The 17,888-nt window shown below is 63.4% G+C and carries 25 protein-coding genes and 3 tRNA genes; 9 read left to right on the top strand and 19 right to left on the bottom strand.

The annotated features are described in order from the left end of the window. Positions 1-62: 62 nt before the first annotated feature. A complete protein-coding gene (locus tag AC0L2L_RS19960) occupies positions 63-989 on the top strand; it encodes a hypothetical protein (RefSeq protein ID WP_473580474.1) in 927 nt (308 codons plus the stop codon). Here the strand turns inward: AC0L2L_RS19960 and AC0L2L_RS19955 are convergent. The 7 genes from AC0L2L_RS19955 to AC0L2L_RS19925 all read right to left on the bottom strand — a co-directional run bounded on the left by AC0L2L_RS19955 (position 947) and on the right by AC0L2L_RS19925 (position 3,298). Continuing rightward, positions 947-1,195, bottom strand: coding sequence for an NAD(P)H-binding protein (locus tag AC0L2L_RS19955; RefSeq protein WP_473580473.1), 249 nt, complete (start codon positions 1,193-1,195; stop codon positions 947-949). The two genes, AC0L2L_RS19960 and AC0L2L_RS19955, sit on opposite strands and share 43 nt — an antisense overlap. A gap of 193 nt (positions 1,196-1,388) precedes the next feature. Further along, positions 1,389-1,856, bottom strand: coding sequence for a DUF995 domain-containing protein (locus AC0L2L_RS19950; RefSeq protein WP_473580471.1), 468 nt, complete (start codon positions 1,854-1,856; stop codon positions 1,389-1,391). Positions 1,857-2,055: 199 nt separating this feature from the next. Beyond that, a tRNA-OTHER gene (locus tag AC0L2L_RS19945) sits at positions 2,056-2,126 on the bottom strand. A 12-nt stretch (positions 2,127-2,138) separates the two neighbouring features. After that, on the bottom strand, positions 2,139-2,447 hold the full coding sequence (locus AC0L2L_RS19940) for a HigA family addiction module antitoxin (protein WP_473580470.1): 309 nt from the start codon (positions 2,445-2,447) through the stop codon (positions 2,139-2,141). A gap of 28 nt (positions 2,448-2,475) precedes the next feature. Then, the gene (locus AC0L2L_RS19935; protein ID WP_473580468.1) at positions 2,476-2,754 is read right to left on the bottom strand and encodes a type II toxin-antitoxin system RelE/ParE family toxin; all 279 of its coding nucleotides are present in this window, start codon (positions 2,752-2,754) and stop codon (positions 2,476-2,478) included. 109 nt (positions 2,755-2,863) lie between these two features. Next, positions 2,864-2,940 (bottom strand) — tRNA-Arg (locus tag AC0L2L_RS19930). Between the two features lie 52 nt (positions 2,941-2,992). Beyond that, positions 2,993-3,298 (bottom strand): ETC complex I subunit, encoded by a 306-nt coding sequence (locus AC0L2L_RS19925; protein WP_473580466.1) that lies wholly within the window; start codon positions 3,296-3,298, stop codon positions 2,993-2,995. 250 nt (positions 3,299-3,548) lie between these two features. Here AC0L2L_RS19925 and AC0L2L_RS19920 point away from each other — a divergent pair, with 250 nt between their 5' ends. The 3 genes from AC0L2L_RS19920 to AC0L2L_RS19910 all read left to right on the top strand — a co-directional run bounded on the left by AC0L2L_RS19920 (position 3,549) and on the right by AC0L2L_RS19910 (position 5,977). Continuing rightward, positions 3,549-4,517: an NAD(P)H-dependent oxidoreductase gene (locus AC0L2L_RS19920; protein WP_473580464.1), complete on the top strand. Its 969-nt coding sequence runs from the start codon at positions 3,549-3,551 to the stop codon at positions 4,515-4,517. Between the two features lie 134 nt (positions 4,518-4,651). After that, the gene (locus tag AC0L2L_RS19915; RefSeq protein WP_473580724.1) at positions 4,652-5,827 is read left to right on the top strand and encodes a flavin-containing monooxygenase; all 1,176 of its coding nucleotides are present in this window, start codon (positions 4,652-4,654) and stop codon (positions 5,825-5,827) included. A gap of 73 nt (positions 5,828-5,900) precedes the next feature. Further along, positions 5,901-5,977 (top strand) — tRNA-Pro (locus tag AC0L2L_RS19910). A 482-nt stretch (positions 5,978-6,459) separates the two neighbouring features. Here AC0L2L_RS19910 and AC0L2L_RS19905 read toward each other — a convergent pair. Genes AC0L2L_RS19905 through AC0L2L_RS19890 form a run of 4 tightly spaced genes read right to left on the bottom strand, consistent with a single transcriptional unit; the run spans position 6,460 to position 9,126 of the window. After that, positions 6,460-6,639: a PIN domain-containing protein gene (locus AC0L2L_RS19905; RefSeq protein ID WP_473580462.1), complete on the bottom strand. Its 180-nt coding sequence runs from the start codon at positions 6,637-6,639 to the stop codon at positions 6,460-6,462. 1 nt (position 6,640) lies between these two features. Continuing rightward, positions 6,641-7,345 (bottom strand): DnaA regulatory inactivator HdaA, encoded by a 705-nt coding sequence (gene hdaA, locus AC0L2L_RS19900; protein WP_473580722.1) that lies wholly within the window; start codon positions 7,343-7,345, stop codon positions 6,641-6,643. 1 nt (position 7,346) lies between these two features. Beyond that, on the bottom strand, positions 7,347-8,597 hold the full coding sequence (locus AC0L2L_RS19895; RefSeq protein ID WP_473580461.1) for an AI-2E family transporter: 1,251 nt from the start codon (positions 8,595-8,597) through the stop codon (positions 7,347-7,349). Further along, entirely contained in the window at positions 8,509-9,126 is a 618-nt protein-coding gene (locus AC0L2L_RS19890; RefSeq protein ID WP_473580459.1) for a CDP-alcohol phosphatidyltransferase family protein, read from the bottom strand. Before AC0L2L_RS19890 ends, AC0L2L_RS19895 begins: the two co-directional genes overlap by 89 nt. A gap of 444 nt (positions 9,127-9,570) precedes the next feature. On the opposite strand from AC0L2L_RS19890, the gene purM reads away from it, so the two are divergent. From purM to AC0L2L_RS19875, 3 genes are read left to right on the top strand one after another with little or no spacing between them, the layout of a single operon-like run. Then, complete coding sequence (purM, locus tag AC0L2L_RS19885) at positions 9,571-10,650, top strand: phosphoribosylformylglycinamidine cyclo-ligase (protein ID WP_473580457.1); 1,080 nt, start codon at positions 9,571-9,573, stop codon at positions 10,648-10,650. Next, positions 10,647-11,354 carry a phosphoribosylglycinamide formyltransferase gene (purN, locus tag AC0L2L_RS19880; protein ID WP_473580455.1) on the top strand — a complete coding sequence of 236 codons (708 nt, stop codon included), beginning with the start codon at positions 10,647-10,649 and terminating at the stop codon, positions 11,352-11,354. The genes purM and purN overlap by 4 nt, the downstream gene beginning before the upstream one ends. A gap of 8 nt (positions 11,355-11,362) precedes the next feature. Then, entirely contained in the window at positions 11,363-11,899 is a 537-nt protein-coding gene (locus tag AC0L2L_RS19875; RefSeq protein ID WP_473580453.1) for a SixA phosphatase family protein, read from the top strand. Positions 11,900-11,977: 78 nt separating this feature from the next. Here AC0L2L_RS19875 and AC0L2L_RS19870 read toward each other — a convergent pair whose 3' ends face one another. From AC0L2L_RS19870 to AC0L2L_RS19850, 5 genes are all read right to left on the bottom strand, one after another. Next, positions 11,978-12,226, bottom strand: a complete 249-nt coding sequence (locus AC0L2L_RS19870; RefSeq protein ID WP_473580451.1) for a DUF680 domain-containing protein — start codon at positions 12,224-12,226, stop codon at positions 11,978-11,980. A gap of 267 nt (positions 12,227-12,493) precedes the next feature. Next, positions 12,494-12,700, bottom strand: a complete 207-nt coding sequence (locus AC0L2L_RS19865) for a DUF680 domain-containing protein (protein ID WP_027165619.1) — start codon at positions 12,698-12,700, stop codon at positions 12,494-12,496. Positions 12,701-13,016: 316 nt separating this feature from the next. Next, positions 13,017-13,223: a DUF680 domain-containing protein gene (locus tag AC0L2L_RS19860; protein ID WP_473580449.1), complete on the bottom strand. Its 207-nt coding sequence runs from the start codon at positions 13,221-13,223 to the stop codon at positions 13,017-13,019. 54 nt (positions 13,224-13,277) lie between these two features. Beyond that, the gene (locus AC0L2L_RS19855) at positions 13,278-13,484 is read right to left on the bottom strand and encodes a DUF680 domain-containing protein (protein WP_473580447.1); all 207 of its coding nucleotides are present in this window, start codon (positions 13,482-13,484) and stop codon (positions 13,278-13,280) included. Between the two features lie 53 nt (positions 13,485-13,537). Next, entirely contained in the window at positions 13,538-13,777 is a 240-nt protein-coding gene (locus tag AC0L2L_RS19850; protein WP_473580445.1) for a DUF680 domain-containing protein, read from the bottom strand. Positions 13,778-14,248: 471 nt separating this feature from the next. Here AC0L2L_RS19850 and AC0L2L_RS19845 point away from each other — a divergent pair, with 471 nt between their 5' ends. Both AC0L2L_RS19845 and AC0L2L_RS19840 read left to right on the top strand, forming a co-directional pair. Next, a complete protein-coding gene (locus tag AC0L2L_RS19845; protein ID WP_473580443.1) occupies positions 14,249-14,926 on the top strand; it encodes a response regulator in 678 nt (225 codons plus the stop codon). Then, entirely contained in the window at positions 14,923-16,290 is a 1,368-nt protein-coding gene (locus AC0L2L_RS19840; protein ID WP_473580441.1) for a sensor histidine kinase, read from the top strand. Before AC0L2L_RS19845 ends, AC0L2L_RS19840 begins: the two co-directional genes overlap by 4 nt. Positions 16,291-16,304: 14 nt before the next feature. Here the strand turns inward: AC0L2L_RS19840 and AC0L2L_RS19835 are convergent, their stop codons facing one another. The 3 genes from AC0L2L_RS19835 to AC0L2L_RS19825 all read right to left on the bottom strand — a co-directional run bounded on the left by AC0L2L_RS19835 (position 16,305) and on the right by AC0L2L_RS19825 (position 17,881). Beyond that, a complete protein-coding gene (locus AC0L2L_RS19835; protein ID WP_473580439.1) occupies positions 16,305-16,616 on the bottom strand; it encodes a type II toxin-antitoxin system RelE/ParE family toxin in 312 nt (103 codons plus the stop codon). Next, entirely contained in the window at positions 16,613-16,903 is a 291-nt protein-coding gene (locus AC0L2L_RS19830) for a type II toxin-antitoxin system ParD family antitoxin (RefSeq protein ID WP_473580437.1), read from the bottom strand. Before AC0L2L_RS19830 ends, AC0L2L_RS19835 begins: the two co-directional genes overlap by 4 nt. A gap of 102 nt (positions 16,904-17,005) precedes the next feature. Then, a complete protein-coding gene (locus AC0L2L_RS19825) occupies positions 17,006-17,881 on the bottom strand; it encodes an ABC transporter permease (RefSeq protein ID WP_473580436.1) in 876 nt (291 codons plus the stop codon). Positions 17,882-17,888: the final 7 nt, after the last annotated feature.

Here is a 17,888-nt window from a genome sequence, read left to right as displayed (position 1 = left end):
TGATTTTCCAGCGGCGCCGGGCAAAGAGAACGTCGGGGGGGTGCCGCTATTGCGAGGCAGCCTTGGCATTCAAACCGATCGTTGACAGATTGAGCCGAAGCCGGACGGTAATCCGGGTAAAAACGCTCAGAAACCAGTTCGTCTACAAGGTCTTCGAATATCGGGGGCGCGCATCCGGGCGCCTGTTTGCGAAAGAATTACAGGACGCCGGAGTATCGCGCCTGTGTATTACGATCGCATTCAATGTACCCTGGGTGATCGACGCTTTGACGAAAGCGTGGGAAATGCGGCCGCCGGGAATGACGCTGGTCGTCGTCGATAACTCAACGAAAGTTGCTGTGAGAGAAACAATTGCGCGTATCTGCAAAACGCGCGGCGTACCTTACCTTGCGCTGCCGATGCGGGTCGAAAAGCACCTGTCGAGATCGCACGGCACCGCCATCACATGGGCCTTCCACAACATCGTGCGCCACCTGAAGCCGGAACTCTTCGGCTTCATCGATCATGACTGCTTCCCAGTCGCGCCGTTTGACATCCCATCCAAGCTGACCGGCAAAACCGTGTATGGCCGCAGGGCGTACGGAAACGAGAACCACGTCTACAAGGCCAAGCCGGACGATCGGCACTGGAATCTATGGGCAGGCTACTGCTTCTACCGGTTCTCCGCCGTGGCGGCCTGCAAATTGGATTTCGACCCCCGCTTGAGCCTCGGCCTCGACACCGGCGGCGCCAACTGGGCGATCCTCTATTCGAAACTCGCCGAAGCGGATGTCGCCGTCGCAACCGTGGAACAGCGGCCAATGGCGATGGCAGGCGCGGTAGGTCACCACGAGTTCATCGAAGGCGCCTTCTTTCACCTCGCCGGCGTGTCATATCCTGAAAGGCCGGGCTATCACCACCGGACGGCGAAGCATCGGGAAATGCTTCGCGACTATGTGTGGAACACTTATCTGGGCGGTCCGGCCGGACAGGCCGTGAGTGATTTCTGACCAGACCTGCGGTCGTCTGCCTGGCCTGAAAGTGCGGCGGCAAGCGGCCCGGGATCGCCGAGGTCGGTGACGGCGACGTCGCAGCTCCTTTCGAGCCACGGCGTGCCTTTGGCTTCGTCGCGAACGACGGCGCGAACCTTGTGGCCGGAAGCCAGCAACGTCTTGGCAAGGCCGCCGCCAAAGCGGCCGATCGCGTCTCTGTCCAATAGAAGCGTTCGGCAGCTAAGGATCAGCAGAAATCGCCGCGCTGATAGCGGCCGACGAGGCGTTTCTCGCGGCGCATCCGACCACAAAACAGCCAAAGCGCCGGAGGGCTGTCCGATCGCCGCACTGATCGCGGCGGAAAACTTTTCCATGCGTGGCCCGCACGGTGGCGGGCTTATTCCTTGCGTACTCCTGTCACTCACCGCCCGCAGCAGCGTATTTTTTCGATACTAAATCGCCGCTCTTAAATTTTTTCGGCGTGTCGATAGCATATCCATCCTTCAGATTCGGTTTTGAACCGTCATAGTGGATAGACCAAAGATCATAAAGCTTTTTCCCGGAACGCCAATATTTGTTGCAATCAGTGTAGAGTTTCGGGTCACCCTTTGCCTTGCTCTTGGCGCACATCTCATTACCTTCTACGCTCCAAGTGCCCCTGAAGGTTGCTTTTATCTTAGGTTTTCCGAAAATGCCTTTCGTTGTGCCGTCAGGCGCATAATAGACAGTCGAAGTGTCATAAACGCCGGATTTCCCTGAATATATCGCCCTGACCTCGTCTGCGGTTAATTCGACTGCATCCTTCGGCAGTTTGGCCGCCCATGCGGATCCACAAACAAAAATGGTCAGAACGGCCCCTGACAGAAAGATCGGAAATGCACGCATAAAGCCCTCCCTCAATCGTTTATTCTGCATTGCTAAAATAGCAGTTTCTTTACGGGGAATCGAGAGACGCTGCTCATCGCGCAGCCATGGTGGGGGGCGTTTTATTTTTCAATCTGCTGACACCGTGATGACACGGACAAATTGCCCCAGTTCCTGAAATAATTTCAGGCGTTAAATCGCAATGAAATCAGATAGTCATTGGCGATCCCGGCAGGATTCGAGCCTGCGACCATCGGCTTAGAGGCCGGTGCTCTATCCAGCTACAGGACCGCTGGCAACACATTACGCCGCGTGCAGGGTCGGGATGGTGCTTACGTCCACGTCCCGTTCCGCGTGCCAGGCATCATAGGCGGCCTGCATGCGAAGCCAGATGCCGGGGCCATTTCCAACCAGCTTGCCGATCCGGGCGGCGGTGTTCGGACTGACGGGCTTCTTCTCGGAAAGGATGTCGTAAAGCTGCTGCCGGGAGATCCCGAGCAAACGCGCAATCTCCGCCTTGGGCTTGCCAAGGGAGGGAAGAATATCGTCCAGAACAGCTCCAGGATGAGTGGGGCATCGATCGGGAGAGCGCTTGGCTTCGTACTCAACCATGAAACGGACCTCTCAAGCCTCCGCCTTTTCAGTGATATTGCTCGAAGTCGACACGGAAGGCGTCCCTGCCGTCGAATTCGAATGTGATGCACCACGGTCCATTGACGTGGACCGTATAGCGGGTCGGGTTGAACCCATGCAGGGCATGGAAATCGTAGCCCGGTATCTTGAGGTCATCCAGACCGACCGCGTCATTCAACGTATCAAGCCGAGCAAGGATGCGCTTGTGCATCTTGACGTCGATCTTGCCGGTTTTCCCGGTCTCAAAGAGGTCCGCCAGCGCCTTGTTCCTAAATGTCTTGATCACGGCTTATGTAAGCAAATAATGTACACATGTCAAGCTTTTGTAAGCAAATAGCGTACAGGGCCACGCAGTTCGCTGATGCTACGCGGCCGCTTCCAGGCAAGTTGTGAAATGGCGATCCCGGCAGGATTCGAACCTGCGACCATCGGCTTAGAAGGCCGGTGCTCTATCCAGCTGAGCTACGGGACCGTCGGCCGGCCGGGCCGGCTGAGCGCTACGCCAGGCGACGCAAGACCGGAAGTCAGTGTGTCCAGGGCGTCCTGCGGTCATAGCGGAAATTGTCCGAATAGGAAATCTGCCGGCGCTTGGCTTCCTTCGGCTCTTCGACGCGATAGGCGATCTTTTCCTTTTCGGCATAAGCCATCGCCTCTTCCTTCGTGTCGAAGGTGAGCTTCACCTGGCTCAGCATGTCGCCCGAAGTGGTGTAGCCCATCAGCGGATCGATCTTCTTGCGCTGGGCGGGATCGAACTCCAGCACCCAATATCCGGTCTTGGCCTTGCCGGACTGCATCGCGGTTTTGGCTGGACTGAAAATGCGCGCGGACATGACCACCTCGTTGCCGCCCGACAATCCGGGCACCCTGGTTCGGCGCCATCTCCGAGCATCCTATCGGGAGCCTGAAAATCTCGCGCCAACCCGTCATTACTGTGCAATGGCCGCGGCGGCAAGGCCGCAGGCAACCCGTGCCGCCACGGCGCAGGGAACCTCGCCGCGCCGACGACATTATCGAGACGTCGGACGGCCGGCCCGAGCCGGCCTTGCCTGTGAGCCATCCATCAAAACCGGACGCTTCGCCATGACCAATGCAACCGAACACGCCGTCCTGCAGCTCGCCGTGCTTGTCGGCAGCCTGCGCGCCCAATCCTTCAGCCGCAAGATCGCCAAAGCGCTCGCCGCCCGCGCGCCGGATTCGATGCGCTGCCGCTTCATCGAGATCGGCGAGCTCCCGCTTTACAACGAGGATCTGGACGGCGACCGGCCGCCGTCGGCGTGGTCGGCCTTCCGCGCGGCGATCCGCGAATGCGACGCGGCGCTGTTCGTCACCCCGGAATACAACCGCTCGATCCCGGGCTGCCTGAAGAACGCGCTCGATGTCGGCTCGCGTCCGCCGGGCAAGAGCGTGTTCAAAGGCCTGCCCGCCGGGGTGGTCAGCGTCAGCCCGAGCAAGATCGGCGCCTTCGGCTCCAACCATGCGCTCAGGCAGACTTTCGTCTTTATCGACATGCCGGTGATGCAGCAGCCGGAGGCCTATATCGGCAATGTCGCGGAACTGCTGGACGACAAAGGGGCCGTGATCAACAGCGACACCGCCGCCTTCCTCGAAAATTTCATGGCCGGCCTGGAGACGTGGATCAGGACGGTGCATCCCGGCGGCTCGTCCTTCGACGCCTTCATGAAGCAGCGCGAGAAGATCGCCGAGGACTATGTCAATGGCGATGCGACCTCGCTGAAGGCAATCGTCACCCATGCCGGGCCGGCGACGTTCTTTTCGCCGCGCGGCGACCATCTCGAAGGCGCCGAGGCGGTCGCCGGCCGCTACGAACGCGACGCGGCGAGCTTCCACAAAGGCGGCAGCACCGATCTCGAGGTGCTGCAGGCATCGGCAAGCGGCGATCTGGCCTTCTGGACCGGGCTGCAGCACGCCAAGGCGCGCATGGGCAAGAACGGCGAGGCAGCCGAAATGACCTTGCGGGTGACCGAGGTGTTTCGTCTGGAAGATGGCGCGTTCAAGCTGGTGCACCGCCATGCCGACCCGGTTCATTAGCCGACCCTCTATAATCCGCGACACAATGCCGGAGGTCTTTGCAACGCCTACCTATTCCTTTTGGCCCGTGAGCGGCATATGTCAGATACACGGTCGTGCCATTTGAAGGCATGATGACGACGATAAAGACAAGAATGGACGCGGAAGCGAAAGTCTTGCCGTCGGGGGTCGGCGAGCCAGCGATACTGGACGGCGCGATTGTCATCGGCGCGGGCGCCGCGGGGCTTGCTGTCGCGCATGCGCTGGCCAAGGCCGGCGTGACGACGCAAATCCTGGAACGCGAGCAGCGGCTGGCCGAGCCCTGGCACCGCCGCCACGACAATCTGCACCTCAACACGCATCGCGACCTTTCTTCCTTGCCGGGCGTATCCTTTCCGGCAGGAACGCCGGCCTTTCCGCACCGCAGCACCGTCATCCGCCATCTCAACGACTTCGCCGAGACGCACCGGCTGCCGATCACCTTGGGTATCGAGGTCGAGGAGATCGAATTGCGCGGCGACCACTGGCTGCTGCGGACGAGCGAGGGCTTGAAGGCGGCGCGATATGTGGTGATCGCCACCGGGCGCGACCGCCAGCCCTTCATCCCGGCCTGGAAGGGCATGGCGGATTTTTCAGGCAAGATCATCCATTCGGCCGATTTCGGCAGGGCGAACGACTATGCCGGCAAGAAGGTGCTGGTGGTCGGCGCCGGCAATTCCGGCTTCGACGCGCTCAACCATCTTTCGCGCGCCGAGACGGGCCAGATGTGGCTTTCGGCGCGCAACGGACCTTCGCTGCTGCCCAAGCGCATCGGCCAGATCGCGGTGCATCGCTTCTCTCCGGTCATGGCCAACCTGCCGACAAGGCTGGCGGATGCTGTGATGGCGGCAACACAACGCCTGGTGTTCGGGGATCTCACGACATACGGCCTGCCCCCTGCCCCATCGGGCGGCGCCAGCCGGCTCGGCGCCGACTATACGGCGATCGCCGCCGACGACGGCGCGGTCGAGGCCATCAAGGCCGGGCGCATCATCGTCGTGCCGCAGCTGCGCGAATTCAAGCGCGACGGTGTCGTGCTCGACAATGGCCAGGCGATCGCGCCCGACATCGTCATCGCCGCCACCGGCTACCGCACCGGACTGGAGACGATGCTGGGCCGGCTCGGCGTGCTCGACGCCAAGGGCGTGCCGCTGTTCAACGGCGCCGCCAACGACCCGAAGCTGCCCGGGCTGTGGTTCACCGGCATGCGGCCGAGCATTCGCGGCTGCTTTGCCAATGCCAGAATCCAGGGCGCGGCGATCGCCAGGAAGATCGCCGGCCAAAAGCGCTAGGGCGAAAGGTCATTTCCGACGTCGGTTTTTGTGTTGCCTTCCGGGCGTCCGCCCCCTATACGCCGCGGGACGTCGGAGTGTAGCGCAGCCTGGTAGCGCACCTGATTTGGGATCAGGGGGTCGCAGGTTCGAGTCCTGCCACTCCGACCATCACTTCCTTCCCAAAGGACCAGGCCGGTCTCGCGGCCGGGATCCCGGCCAGAGGGGCGCGTATCTTGGCAGCCGGACAATTGGGACGCCAACACCGACTTCATCGTCGTTGCGGATGTTTCCAGGCGGCGATTGACCTGGGTGCCGCGACGTGTGGTCTCCCCTGATAAGCGACCGGGTCAACGCGGCCTTCGCCATCGGCAGCGGCAGGCTGCTTGGAGCAACGGTAAACCCGCCGGGCGAGAACCCCAACGCCTCGAGCCCGGCGAGCCTACAACCCGATCTGGAACGCAACCGGGACCGGGGTTAGCCGGCGTGGTCGGCGTTGCAAGAAAGATGCCTGAAAGACTGTTCCGAAATGGGACGGCTAAGCCGCATGGTCCCACGGATTGATCACGGCAACGCCTGCCGCCTGAAATGGCGCCACATCAGGCGACGCGACCTGAAAACCCTTCGCGGCGGCCACAGCCGCAATGTACCCGTCAGGCAAGGGAAACCCCTTTCCGGCGGCTCTGGCCCTTACGGCGAGACCGGCATAGCGGCGCCGCCTCGGCATCGAAAACCAGGATACGCTGATCGAAGATTGCACATATCCCGGCAAAGGTTTCGGCCAGCACATTTTTGCGGCGGCCTGCTGGCATCGCCTCGATGCCGAACAGCACTTCAGATATCGAACTCGCCCTGCCCTTCGTCCATGGCGCTGACGGTTTCGGCGGCGAGCGCGCGGGTGATCGGCGTCTTGCGCTCCAGCGCCGCGCGGTCGAGGCGTCCGACGACGCGCATGGCGGTGCCGAGCGAACGCTCGATGCGCCGCACCAGATATTGCACCACATGCGGCTCGACCTCGATCTGGCGGTCGGCGAAGAGTTTCGTGATGACGCCAGCAAGCAAGAGGTCGTCGGGCTCGTGGATCTCGACGGTCGCCGCCGCCTTCAGCCGCGAGACGAGATCCGGCAGCGCGACGCGCCAGGCCGAGGGGAAACGCCGCGCCGTCAAAAGCAGCGTCGAGCCCGCGCCGCGCACGGCGTTGATCAGATGGAACAGGCACTGCTCGTCGATCGCCGCCTTGTCGATGTCGTCGATCAGCGCCGGCCTGATGCCGAGCCCAGCAATGTGCTCGCCGATACGGCCGGGCTCGATGGCGATGGCGTGCGCCCGATCCTGCCAGATCTGGGCGAGATGCGTCTTGCCGGAGCCGGGCGGCCCGGCCAGCACCACCACCGGCGACGGCCAGTCCGGCCAACGGTCGATCAGCGATGCCGCTTGCGCGTTGGTGCCCGAGACGACGAGCTCGTCGCGCGAATAGCCGGTGCCGTGGCCGAGATCGAGCGGCAATTGGCGCGGCGTGTCGGTTCGCTCACCGGCCACTTCAGCCACGCGATTTCGAGCGATGGCCGCCGCCGCGATCGGCCGGCAACGGCGGCACGGGCTCGGTGGCGTGGCCCTTGTAAAGCGGCGATTGCAGGTAGCGGCCGATGGCAAAGCGCACCAGCACGGCGATCGCCGCCGAGGCCGGCACGGCAATCAAAAGGCCGACGAAGCCGAATAGCGCGCCGAAGGCAAACAGCGCGAACATCAGCCAGACCGGATGCAGGCCAACGCTCTTTCCGACCAGCCGCGGCTGCAGGATGTTGCCCTCGATGAACTGACCGACGAAGAACACGCAGGCCACCGCAACCACCATGGTCCAGTCCGGCCAGAACTGGACGAAGGCGACGCCGACGGCGAGCACCAGCCCGGTCAAGGAGCCGACATAGGGGATGAAGGAGATCAGCCCGGCGAAGAAGCCGATCAGGATGGCGAAGTTCAAGCCGGTCAGCGAGAGCCCGGTGGCGTACATGGCGCCGAGCACCAGGCAGAGCGTGCCCTGCCCGCGCACGAAGCCGGCGGTGGCGGTGTTGATGTCGCGGGCGAGCGCGCGCACCGTCTCGACATAGTCGCGCGGCACCCAGCCGTCGACCTTGGCGACCATGCGGTCCCAGTCGAGTAACATGTAGAAGGCGACCACCGGGGTGACGACGAACAGGCTCACCACCGAGACCAGCGCCACGCCGGAACTCCAGATCGAAGTGAAGACGGTGGTGAGCAGGCTGAAGCCGGAGGTGAGCAGGGAATTCAGCCCGTCGCGCAGGCCGGCGGCGTTGACGCCAAAACGCTGCTCCAGCCATTGCGGGTCGAAGCTGGTGATCAGTGATTGCAGGCGGGTCAAATATTCCGGCAGCTTGCGCGCGAAATCGGCCATCTGGGTGGCCAGCACCGGCACCAGGATGACGAAGGCCAGCACCACGACGACGATGAAGGCAATGAGGATCACCACCGTCGCCATCAGGCGCGACAGGCCGAGCCGCTGCAGCCGGTCGGCGACCGGATCGAGGAAATAGGCGAGCACCATGCCCGCGACGAACGGCAGGAGGATGCCCGAGAAGATGTAGAGGAACAGCGCCAGCAGGACGGCCGTTGCCAGCCAGAAGAAGACCTGGCGGCGGAGCGCGCCCGAGCCGTCGTCGGCCGCGATCGCCGCGGCATCATTGTCAGACGCCCGTGCTGGAGCCGCCCGACTTGACGTTGCCCGACTTGGTGTCGCCGGTCTGGGAGTTGCTCGTCTGGGAGCCTTCGCCATAGCCGCTCATATGCCTTAGCCAAGCCACGAGATAGGCCGCGGCCGAAGCCACGGTCAAGACCCCGGTCAGCAATATGAGCGCGGTCCGCAACGGGCCCAGATGCAGGGCGAAGGCCAGTTCGCCCAGCACAAGCGCGGCCAGCACGATCTGCGCGGCGGTGTTGGCCTTCGACACGAAGAGCGGCTTCACCTCGACCGGATGGCTCATCACGCTCGACAAAAGCACGGCGCAGACGATCAGCCCGTCACGCGAGACCATCGTCACCACCAGCCAGAGCGGCAGTTCGCCGGCAAAGCCCATGACGACGAAGACCGAGACCAGCAACAGCTTGTCGGCGATCGGATCGAGATAGGCGCCAAGGCGGGACGACTGGTTCCAGCGGCGCGCGATGAAGCCGTCGACGCCATCGGAGATGCCGGCGACGAGGAACCCGGCGAAGGCCCAGTCCCAACGCGATTGCAGCATGGCCAGCACCACAGCGGGCACCAAAAGCAAGCGCAGGATGGTGATCAGGTTGGGGATGTTCACGTGATGTGCCGTCGTCGGTTGGTCGGGAGATAGATGATGGAGATGGCAGGGGCGCGCAAGGACCACGTGCCTATTCTCCGACGTCGACGATTGGCGAAAGCGCCTATGACGGCCAATCTCCCCCTTGCGGGTCCCTCAAGGGGGAGATGCCTGGCAAGCAAAGCAGAGGGGGCTGTCCCGCCAGCCTCGGGGCATTGCTCAACGGGCATCAAGCTGACCACTCGAAGGTCGCGATCCTTCACACCCCTCTCTGTCCTGCCCGTCCTTCGCAGCAGCTGCGCTGCCGCTACGGAGGGACCGGACATCTCCTCCGCAAGGAGGGAGACTGGCAGCTTCGCCGCCTCGTTCACTTTCCACGGTTTTGTCCGTCGCAACCACCGTCATCCTTGCTCCCCGAAACCATTCATGCGAATAGCCCGCAATGGAAACAGGGACGAGCCGGAGATGAGCAAGGGCGACAAGGCCAAGCGCAAGAACGGGCTCACCTATGCCGAGGCTGGCGTCGATATCGATGCCGGCAATTTGATGGTCGAGAAGATCAAGCCGCTGGTGCGCGCGACGCGCCGGCCGGGCGCCGATGGCGAGATCGGCGGTTTCGGCGGCCTGTTCGACCTGAAGGCCGCCGGCTTCACCGATCCGGTGCTGGTCGCGGCCAATGACGGCGTCGGCACCAAGCTCAAGATCGCCATCGATTCCGGCAAGCATGACACGATCGGCATCGATCTCGTCGCCATGTGCGTCAACGACATCGTCGTCCAGGGCGCCGAGCCGCTGTTCTTCCTCGATTATTTCGCCACCGGCAAGCTCGACCCGGACCAGGGCGCCTCGATCGTCGGCGGCATCGCGCAAGGCTGCCGCCAGGCCGGCTGCGCGCTGATCGGCGGCGAGACCGCCGAGATGCCCGGCATGTATCACGACAAGGATTACGACCTTGCCGGCTTCGCCGTGGGCGCCGCCGAGCGCGGCCAGCTCTTGCCGACCGACGACATCGTCGAGGGCGACGTGCTGCTTGGCCTTGCCTCCTCCGGCCTGCACTCCAACGGCTTTTCTTTGGTGCGCCGCATCGTCGCCACGAGCGGGCTTGGCTGGAGCGATCCGGCGCCGTTCAACGACGAGCTGAGCCTCGCCGAAGCGCTGCTCGAGCCGACGCGCATCTATGTGAAGTCGATCCTCAAAGCCATCCGCAACACGCATGGCATCAAGGCGCTCGCCCACATCACCGGCGGCGGTTTCCCGGAAAACATCCCGCGCGTGCTGCCCAAGGATTTTTCTGCCGAGCTCGACCTCGAGGCGATCGACGTGCCGCCGGTGTTCTCCTGGCTCGCCAAGACCGGCGGCGTCGCGCCGGAGGAAATGATGCGCACCTTCAACTGCGGCATCGGCATGATCCTGGCCGTCGCTTCCGGCCAGGCGGCGCAGGTCGCGGCGGTGCTGCAGGAAGCCGGCGAGACGGTGACGCCGATCGGCCGCATCGTGCCGCGCCGCGACGCCGGCGTCATCTATCGGGGCTCGATCGGCCTATGAGCAGGAAACGCACGGTCGTCCTGATCTCGGGGCGCGGCTCCAACATGACGGCGCTGATCGCGGCGGCCAGCGACCCGACCTATCCTGCCGAGATCGTCGGCGTCATCTCCGATCGCGCCAACGCCGCCGGCCTCGGCATCGCGCAGTCGCGCGGCATCGCAACCAAGGTCATCCAGCGCGCCGACCATCCGAGCAAGGATGCCTATGACGCAGCGATCGATGCCGCGCTCACCGGCTTCGGCACCGACATCGTCGCCTTGGCCGGCTACATGCGCATCCTCGGCCGTGGCCTCGTCGAAAAATGGCAGGGGCGCATGATCAACATTCACCCTGCCCTGTTGCCGGCATTCAAGGGGCTGGATACGCATGCTCGCGCGATCCGCGCCGGCGTGCGCATCCATGGCTGCTCGGTGCATTTCGTCACGCCAGAGATGGATGACGGACCGATCATCGCGCAGGCCGCCGTGCCGGTGATGGTCGGCGACAATGAGGACACGCTGGCCGCGCGAGTGCTGAAGGTGGAGCACCGACTCTACCCGCTGGCGCTGGGCCTCGTCGCCGAAGGCAAGGCGCGCATGGAAAAGGGCCACACCGTGTTTGCCCATTTCGCCGACGATGCCGACAACGCAACCTCGGTCGTGATGGCGCCGGACCCGCTGCGCGAGGAGAGAGACCTCGAACAGCTGGCGCGGATCACGCCTTAGAGGCTGTAATGCCCCTGAAACAACTGCTCATCTTGCGCCACGCCAAGTCGAGCTGGGACGATTCCGCGCTTGCCGATTTCGACCGGCCGCTGGCCCCGCGCGGCTTGAAGACGGCGCCGCTGATGGGGCGCGAGATTGCGCTGCGCGGCTGGCTGCCGGACCTGGCGCTGGTGTCGCCGGCACTGCGCACCCGCGACACCTGGCGGCTGGTCGCGGCGGAACTGCCCGGGCCTACGCGGGCGCAATTCGCCGAGGAGCTCTACGAGGCCGTCCCTGCCGCCATCCTGGCGCGGGTGCGGCAAGCCAAGGCGACATGCCTGCTGGTGATCGGCCACAATCCCGGCCTGCAGCACTTCGCGCTACGGCTGGCCGGACCCGGATCGGATGAGAGCATGTTCAAGCAGATCGAAGCGAAGTTTCCGACGGCGGCGCTTGCCCGGTTCACGCTGGGCGAGGATTGGCCAAATCTCGATTTCGGCGGCGCGCGGCTGACGCATTGCGTGAGGCCGAAGGATTTGGGCGTGAGACCGAAGGATTTGGGGTAGCGCCCGAAGCTTACCCGGTCTCGACAAGGCAAGGCGGCGAGCTTGCCCGCCGCCTTCAGCATCTTCAAAAGACGCTGATCAATTGCCCCAATTGTCCGCGGGCGGCCCCGGCCAGTTCGCAGCGCCGGTTGCTCCAGTCTTCATCCCGGTATCGACCTTGGAGGCCGGCTGGGCGACCTTGTGCTTGCCGACAGAGGCCGTGTAGGCGCTGTCGACGCCGACGGCCGGCTGGTTGTTGGTGTTGACGTCGCCGTAGTGGTCGCTGCCGGCAAAGGCGGAGCCCATCGCGAGAAGCATTGCGGCAGTGGTGAGAGCGATCCTGGTCATTTCAATCTTCCTTGTTCCGTGTCGTTTCATCGGCGGCAGCCTTGGGAGGATGGCCCCGCTGCCGAGAAGACCCGCGGCGGCCGAAATTTATTCCCCAGGTGTTCGATTTTCAGCGACCACCACAATGTTGGCTTCAGCTTCGCTCGGAAAAAGGCAAACGATTACAAGTGTTTATGATACAAATAGTTGTGAATTAATTTCATATTGCCGGCTTCAGAAACGCAGAGCGGCGGGTCAAGCCCGCCGCCTGGTATTTCCTGTACTGGATCAGTGGTTACCGAACAGATTGTGATCTGTGCCCTGCACGACCGGCGTGCCGACATCCGTGTTCGACTTCGTGGTCGAGGCCGTCGCGGTCCGGTCGATGGTGACGGTCGGTTGGTTGGCGTTGGCCCGGCCGTAGTTGTCGGAGCTGGCGAAAGCGGCGCCAGTGGCGACAAGGAGGGCGGCGACGGTAAGAGCGATCTTGGTCATTTCAAATACTCCTGGTTTCGGGTTGCGCTGTTTGATCAGGCGCGATTGACGATCCGATGACCCGATGGATCGGCACAGCTTAGGGTATCGCCCGGGTGCTGCCCGCTCGCTCCACTCACTTGAATTTCTGGCATCGGCCCCGTCTATCGGCCCTTGCTCCCACTTCGACGGCACCAGGGGCATCGTTACAGGCATCACCGCTTCGTGATGAATGCTTGATCAACCACACGGAAAAGCCGGTGAGAATAGCCGGCTGCACAAGAGCAAAACGGCGGGCAAGGCCCGCCGCTTTGAGGTCTGTCAAGGACAGAACCGTTTAGTGGTTGCCGAACAGGTCGTGGTTTGCGCCCTGGGTCACGGGCTTCTGGCCATCTACGTCTGACTTCTTGATCGAAGCGGTGAACGAGGTGTCGGCCGAAGCGGCCGGCTGGTTGGCGTTGGCCGAACCATAGTTGTCAGAGCCCGCGAAAGCGGCACCGGTGGCAACGAGAAGGGCGGCGGCGGTAAGAGCGATCTTGGTCATTTGAGTTACTCCAGATTCAATGTTGTTGATCGAAGGTTTCGCCTGGCGAACCGACTAGCGGTTGCCGAACAGGTTGTGGTCAGCGCCCGTGACGACCGGCTTCTGAGCATTCGCGTCCGACGTCTTGATCGAAGCGGTGGTCGAGCTGTCGGTCGAAGCGACCGACTGGTTGGCTTCGTTGGGGTTATAGTGGTCGGACCCAGCAAAAGCGGCGCCGGTGGCGACGAGGAGGGCGGCAGCGGTAAGAGCGATCTTGGTCATTTGAGTTACTCCAGTTTCAAGGTTGTTGGTGAAGCGGGTCAGGAAGAGGCTGGTTAGCGGCCCCAGATGCCCTGGCCCGACTGAGGCTGGTTCTGATCAGGCTTGATGTGGAGGTCGCGCTGTTCGAATTTGTTGAACTTGCGGATCGAGCCTGTGACAGTGTTGTCGACATTGCCTGCGGGAGCGGTCACGGCCGACTGGCTGGCATTGTTGGGGTTGTAGTGGTCGCTGCCGGCGAAAGCGCTGCCCGTGGCAATGAGGAGAGCAGCGGCGGCAAAAGCAATCTTGTTCATTTTAGATACTCCAGATTTCAAAAGTCGTGTCCGTCTAGTGGCGTGCCGTAATGGAAGTTCGCGTCGCTCGGACCACCCCGAAATGGGTCGGCCTTGTTGCCATTTCCAATCACGAAAATGTGTGAACCGAACCGTTCGGTTCGATCTTGAAATCACGTGAACGTCGCAGTGGCCACATTCTTTCTGTTTAATATCAATCGCTTATAGATACCGCACCGCAACATGGTGCTCCCTATCGGCTTACCAGCGTTCACCCTCGCTATACGAACCGTCAACATAAATTGAACCGAACGGTTCGGTTTCATCGGTTGCCAGGGGGATTAGGTGGCTCAACAGCCGCCCTGCCCGTCCCAGCACCGGTGTTTGCCTTGCGGGCGGATCGATACTATCGGTTGCCTCAGGGACCAATCCGGACGCTGCCTGCCGCCTTTGGCGAAGGCCGAGGCCGTTGGGAGGAAACAGCGACAGACGATGCGGCTGCTGCTTGTCGAGGACAATCGCGAACTGGCCGATTGGCTGGGCAAGACGCTGCGCCAGGCGAGCTATGTCGTCGACGTCGTCCATGACGGCGAGGACGTCGAGCATGCTTTAGCCGCCGGCGATCATGCTTTGATCATCCTCGACCTTGCCCTGCCCCGCATGGGCGGCATGGAGGTGCTGAAAAGGCTGCGGGCGCGCGGCAACCCGGTGCCGGTTATCGTGCTCACCGCCAATGCCAGCCTCGACGGCCGGGTCAAGGGCCTCAACGAAGGCGCCGACGACTATCTGGCGAAACCCTTCCAGATCGAGGAGCTGGAAGCGCGCATCCGCGTGCAACTGCGCCGCGCCAACGACCGCACCGCGCCGGTCATTTGCTGCGGCGATCTCGTCTTCGACACCAACACCCGCCTGTTCTCGCTTGCCGGCGCGACGCTGTCGCTGACGCCGCGCGAGCACGCGGTGCTGGAACAGCTTGTCGTCAAGGCCGGGCGAACGGTGAGCAAGGCGGCGCTCTCGGGGGCGATCTACTCTTTCGAGACCGACGCCGACCCCAGCGCCATCGAGATCTATGTACACCGCCTGCGCAAGAAGCTCGAGGGATCGCGCGTCCAGATCGCCACCTTGCGCGGCCTGGGCTACCTCTTGCGCCACGACGATCCGGCGCCATGAGAATCGGCAGGTTTCGGATCAGCAGCCTCCGCCTGCAATTGCTGGCCTGGGTGGTGCTGCCGCTGGCCGGGCTCGCCGCGATCAATCTATGGACCAGCCAGCGCAACGCGCTGGCAACCGCGGATCTGGTCACCGATCGCATGCTGGTCGGCTCGGCGCGCGCCATCGCGGAGCGGGTGGCGATGGCCGACGGCGCGCTCGACGCCACGGTGCCGCCGGCGGCGATCGAGATGTTCGACACCGGCGACCGCGACAGCGTCTATTATCGCGTCGAGACCGCCGGCGGGCGGCTGCTGACCGGCTATCCCGACCTGCCCGCAGCGGCGGAGCGCGGCAGCGTCGAAGCCACCTATCGCGATCACCCGCTGCGTCTGGCAACGCTCAGCCATGCGGTGATCGGCGCCGGCACGGATTCACCGATCAAGGTCACTGTCGGCGTCACGCTCGCCGGCCATGACGCCATGGTCACGCGCCTGTGGCTCAGCGCCTTCGCCCAGCAGCTTGCCTTGGTGGCAATTGCCGGCGTGTTCGTGCTGCTTGGCCTGCGCCGCGGACTGGCGCCGCTGATCCGGTTGCGCGACGCCGTGCGCTCGCGAAGCCGCAGCGATCTCGATCCGGTCGAGGTGTCGGGCGCGCAGAGCGAGATCCGGCCCCTGATCGAGGCGCTCAACGCCTATATGGAGCGCGTAAGGGCGCAGATGGCGGCGCAGCGGCGCTTCATCGCCAATGCCGCGCATCAGTTGCGCACGCCGCTGGCGCTCCTGTCGACGCAGGCGAGCTATGCCTTGCGCGAAACCGCGGCCGATCAGCGTCAGGAGGCGCTGGTGGCGTTGCAGGCGAGCTCAGGCAAGCTTGCGCGGCTCGCTGAACAATTGCTCACGCTCTCGCGCGCCGAGCCCGGCAGCAGGCGGCCGCGCGCCGATCGCATCGACCTCACCGAGGCCGCCCGCCATGTGCTGGAAACGCAGGCGCCGGCGGCGATCGAGCGCGACATCGACCTCGGCCTCGAGGAGAGCGGACCGGTGCCGGTGATCGGCGACGGCACGATGCTGCGCGAGATGATCGTCAACCTGGTCGACAACGCGCTGCGCTATTCCAAACCGGGCGGCAGCGTCACGGTGAAGCTGGCGGCGGCGGACGGCGCGGCCGAGCTCACAGTCAGCGATGCCGGCCCCGGCATCCCGGCGGAAGAGCGAGAGCATGTCTTCGAGCGCTTCTACCGCCTCGCCGGCTCGGCCGAGGACGGCAGCGGGCTTGGCCTGGCCATCGTGCGCGAGGTGGTCGAAAATGCCGGCGGCAGCGTCACGCTGGGCGACGCCGCCGCGGGCGGGCTCAAGGTCGAAGTGCGGCTGCCGCTGGCTTAAGGCCGCTGGTCGCGTCAATGTTCCGATTCTTCGTCCGGCAGTTCGAGCGTACGACCCGCGTAAAGAATCCGTAGGATGACCACTTTGTCACCCACGACTTCGAATGCGATCGTCGCGCGTCGGCGCCAGCCTACTGTGCGCAAACCCGGAGCGATTTCGTCATGACGCATGCCGCGCTCCGGAAAAGTCTCGAAGTCTAGGCAATAGTCGACAATGCGCCCGACAAAGCGCAAGGCGGTTTCCGCGCCAGCCTTGGGCGCGAGTTCGCTCAGCAGTTCGGCAATGTCCCGCTCGGCCGCAGCGTGGAACCTGACCTGATACTTCATGCCCCGGAGCGCGGTTTGGCGGCGATCGCGTTAATGTGCTCAGAGAGATTGCGGCGCACCTGCTCGGCCGTCAATAACTTCTCAGGATGGGCACGCGCATCCTCCATCGTCGGCACGACCTCCTCGCGCAACCAGCGTTCAACCGCCGCGTCACGTGCCGCAAGGGTGCGCAAGCCATCACGGATCACTTCGCTTTCCGTGGCGTATTCGCCCGAGGCAACCTTGTCTTTCACCATCTGCGCCATCTCGAGCGGCAGCGTTATGGTCAGGGGCTGAGAGTTTCGCATGACCGTCTCCTCATTACCCGTTTAATATATAACGCTGCGCATGACTTTGTCATACACTTTGGCGAAACCTCACACGATCGAATGTGATGTGCGGGGACCCCCTCAAGCCCCCTGCTCGTTGAACGGCGCCGGACGCCATTTCACCACGTAGTTCTCGAAGCGGGTGATCAGGAATTCCACCACCAGCGCCATCACCGCCAGGATGATCATGGCGGCAAAGACGCCATTGGCGTTGAAGGCGCCTTGCGCAGTGGAGATCAAGAGACCCATGCCCTGCTTGGCGCCGAGGAACTCGCCGACCACGGCGCCGACCAGCGCGAAGCCGAAGCTGACGTGAAGGCTGGCCAGGATCCAGCTCATCGCCGAGGGTATGATGACCGAGGTGGTGATCTGCATCGGCGAGGCGCCGAGGATCTGGGCGTTGGCGATCATCGCCCTGTCGGCCTCGCGCACACCCTGGAATGCGTTGGCGAAGACGACGAAGAACACCATGACCACGGCCAATGCCACCTTGGAGGCCATGCCTAGCCCAAGCGCGATGATGAACACCGAGCCCAGCACCACGCGCGGCACCGAATTGGCGATCTTGATGTAGATGGAAAAGACATCGGCCAGGAGCTTATTGCGGCCAAGGATGATGCCCGCCACGATGCCGCCGACGGCACCTATGGCAAAGCCCAGAAAGGTTTCTTCCAGCGTCACATACATCTGCAGCCAGAGCGGCCCCTGCGAAGTGCCCTCGGTGACCCAGGACCAGATCTGCTCCCAGATTCCGGACGGGCTGGAGAAGAAGAACGGGTCGATGAAATTGTAATCGGCGCCGAGTTCCCAAAGGCCGAGGAAGACGACGAGGATCGCGAGGCGCAGGCCGATGACCAAGGCGTGGCGCTTGCGCAGCCGCGCCCTCGCCCGCGCTTCGGCGGCGACGATCGAGGTCGCGCGGGTGGCGGCCTGGTCGGTGGGAGCGATAGCAGTCATTGCGGAA

The sequence above is a fragment of the Mesorhizobium sp. WSM4832 genome, assembly GCF_055811115.1.
This window is presented reverse-complemented; position numbering and strand designations above follow the sequence as displayed.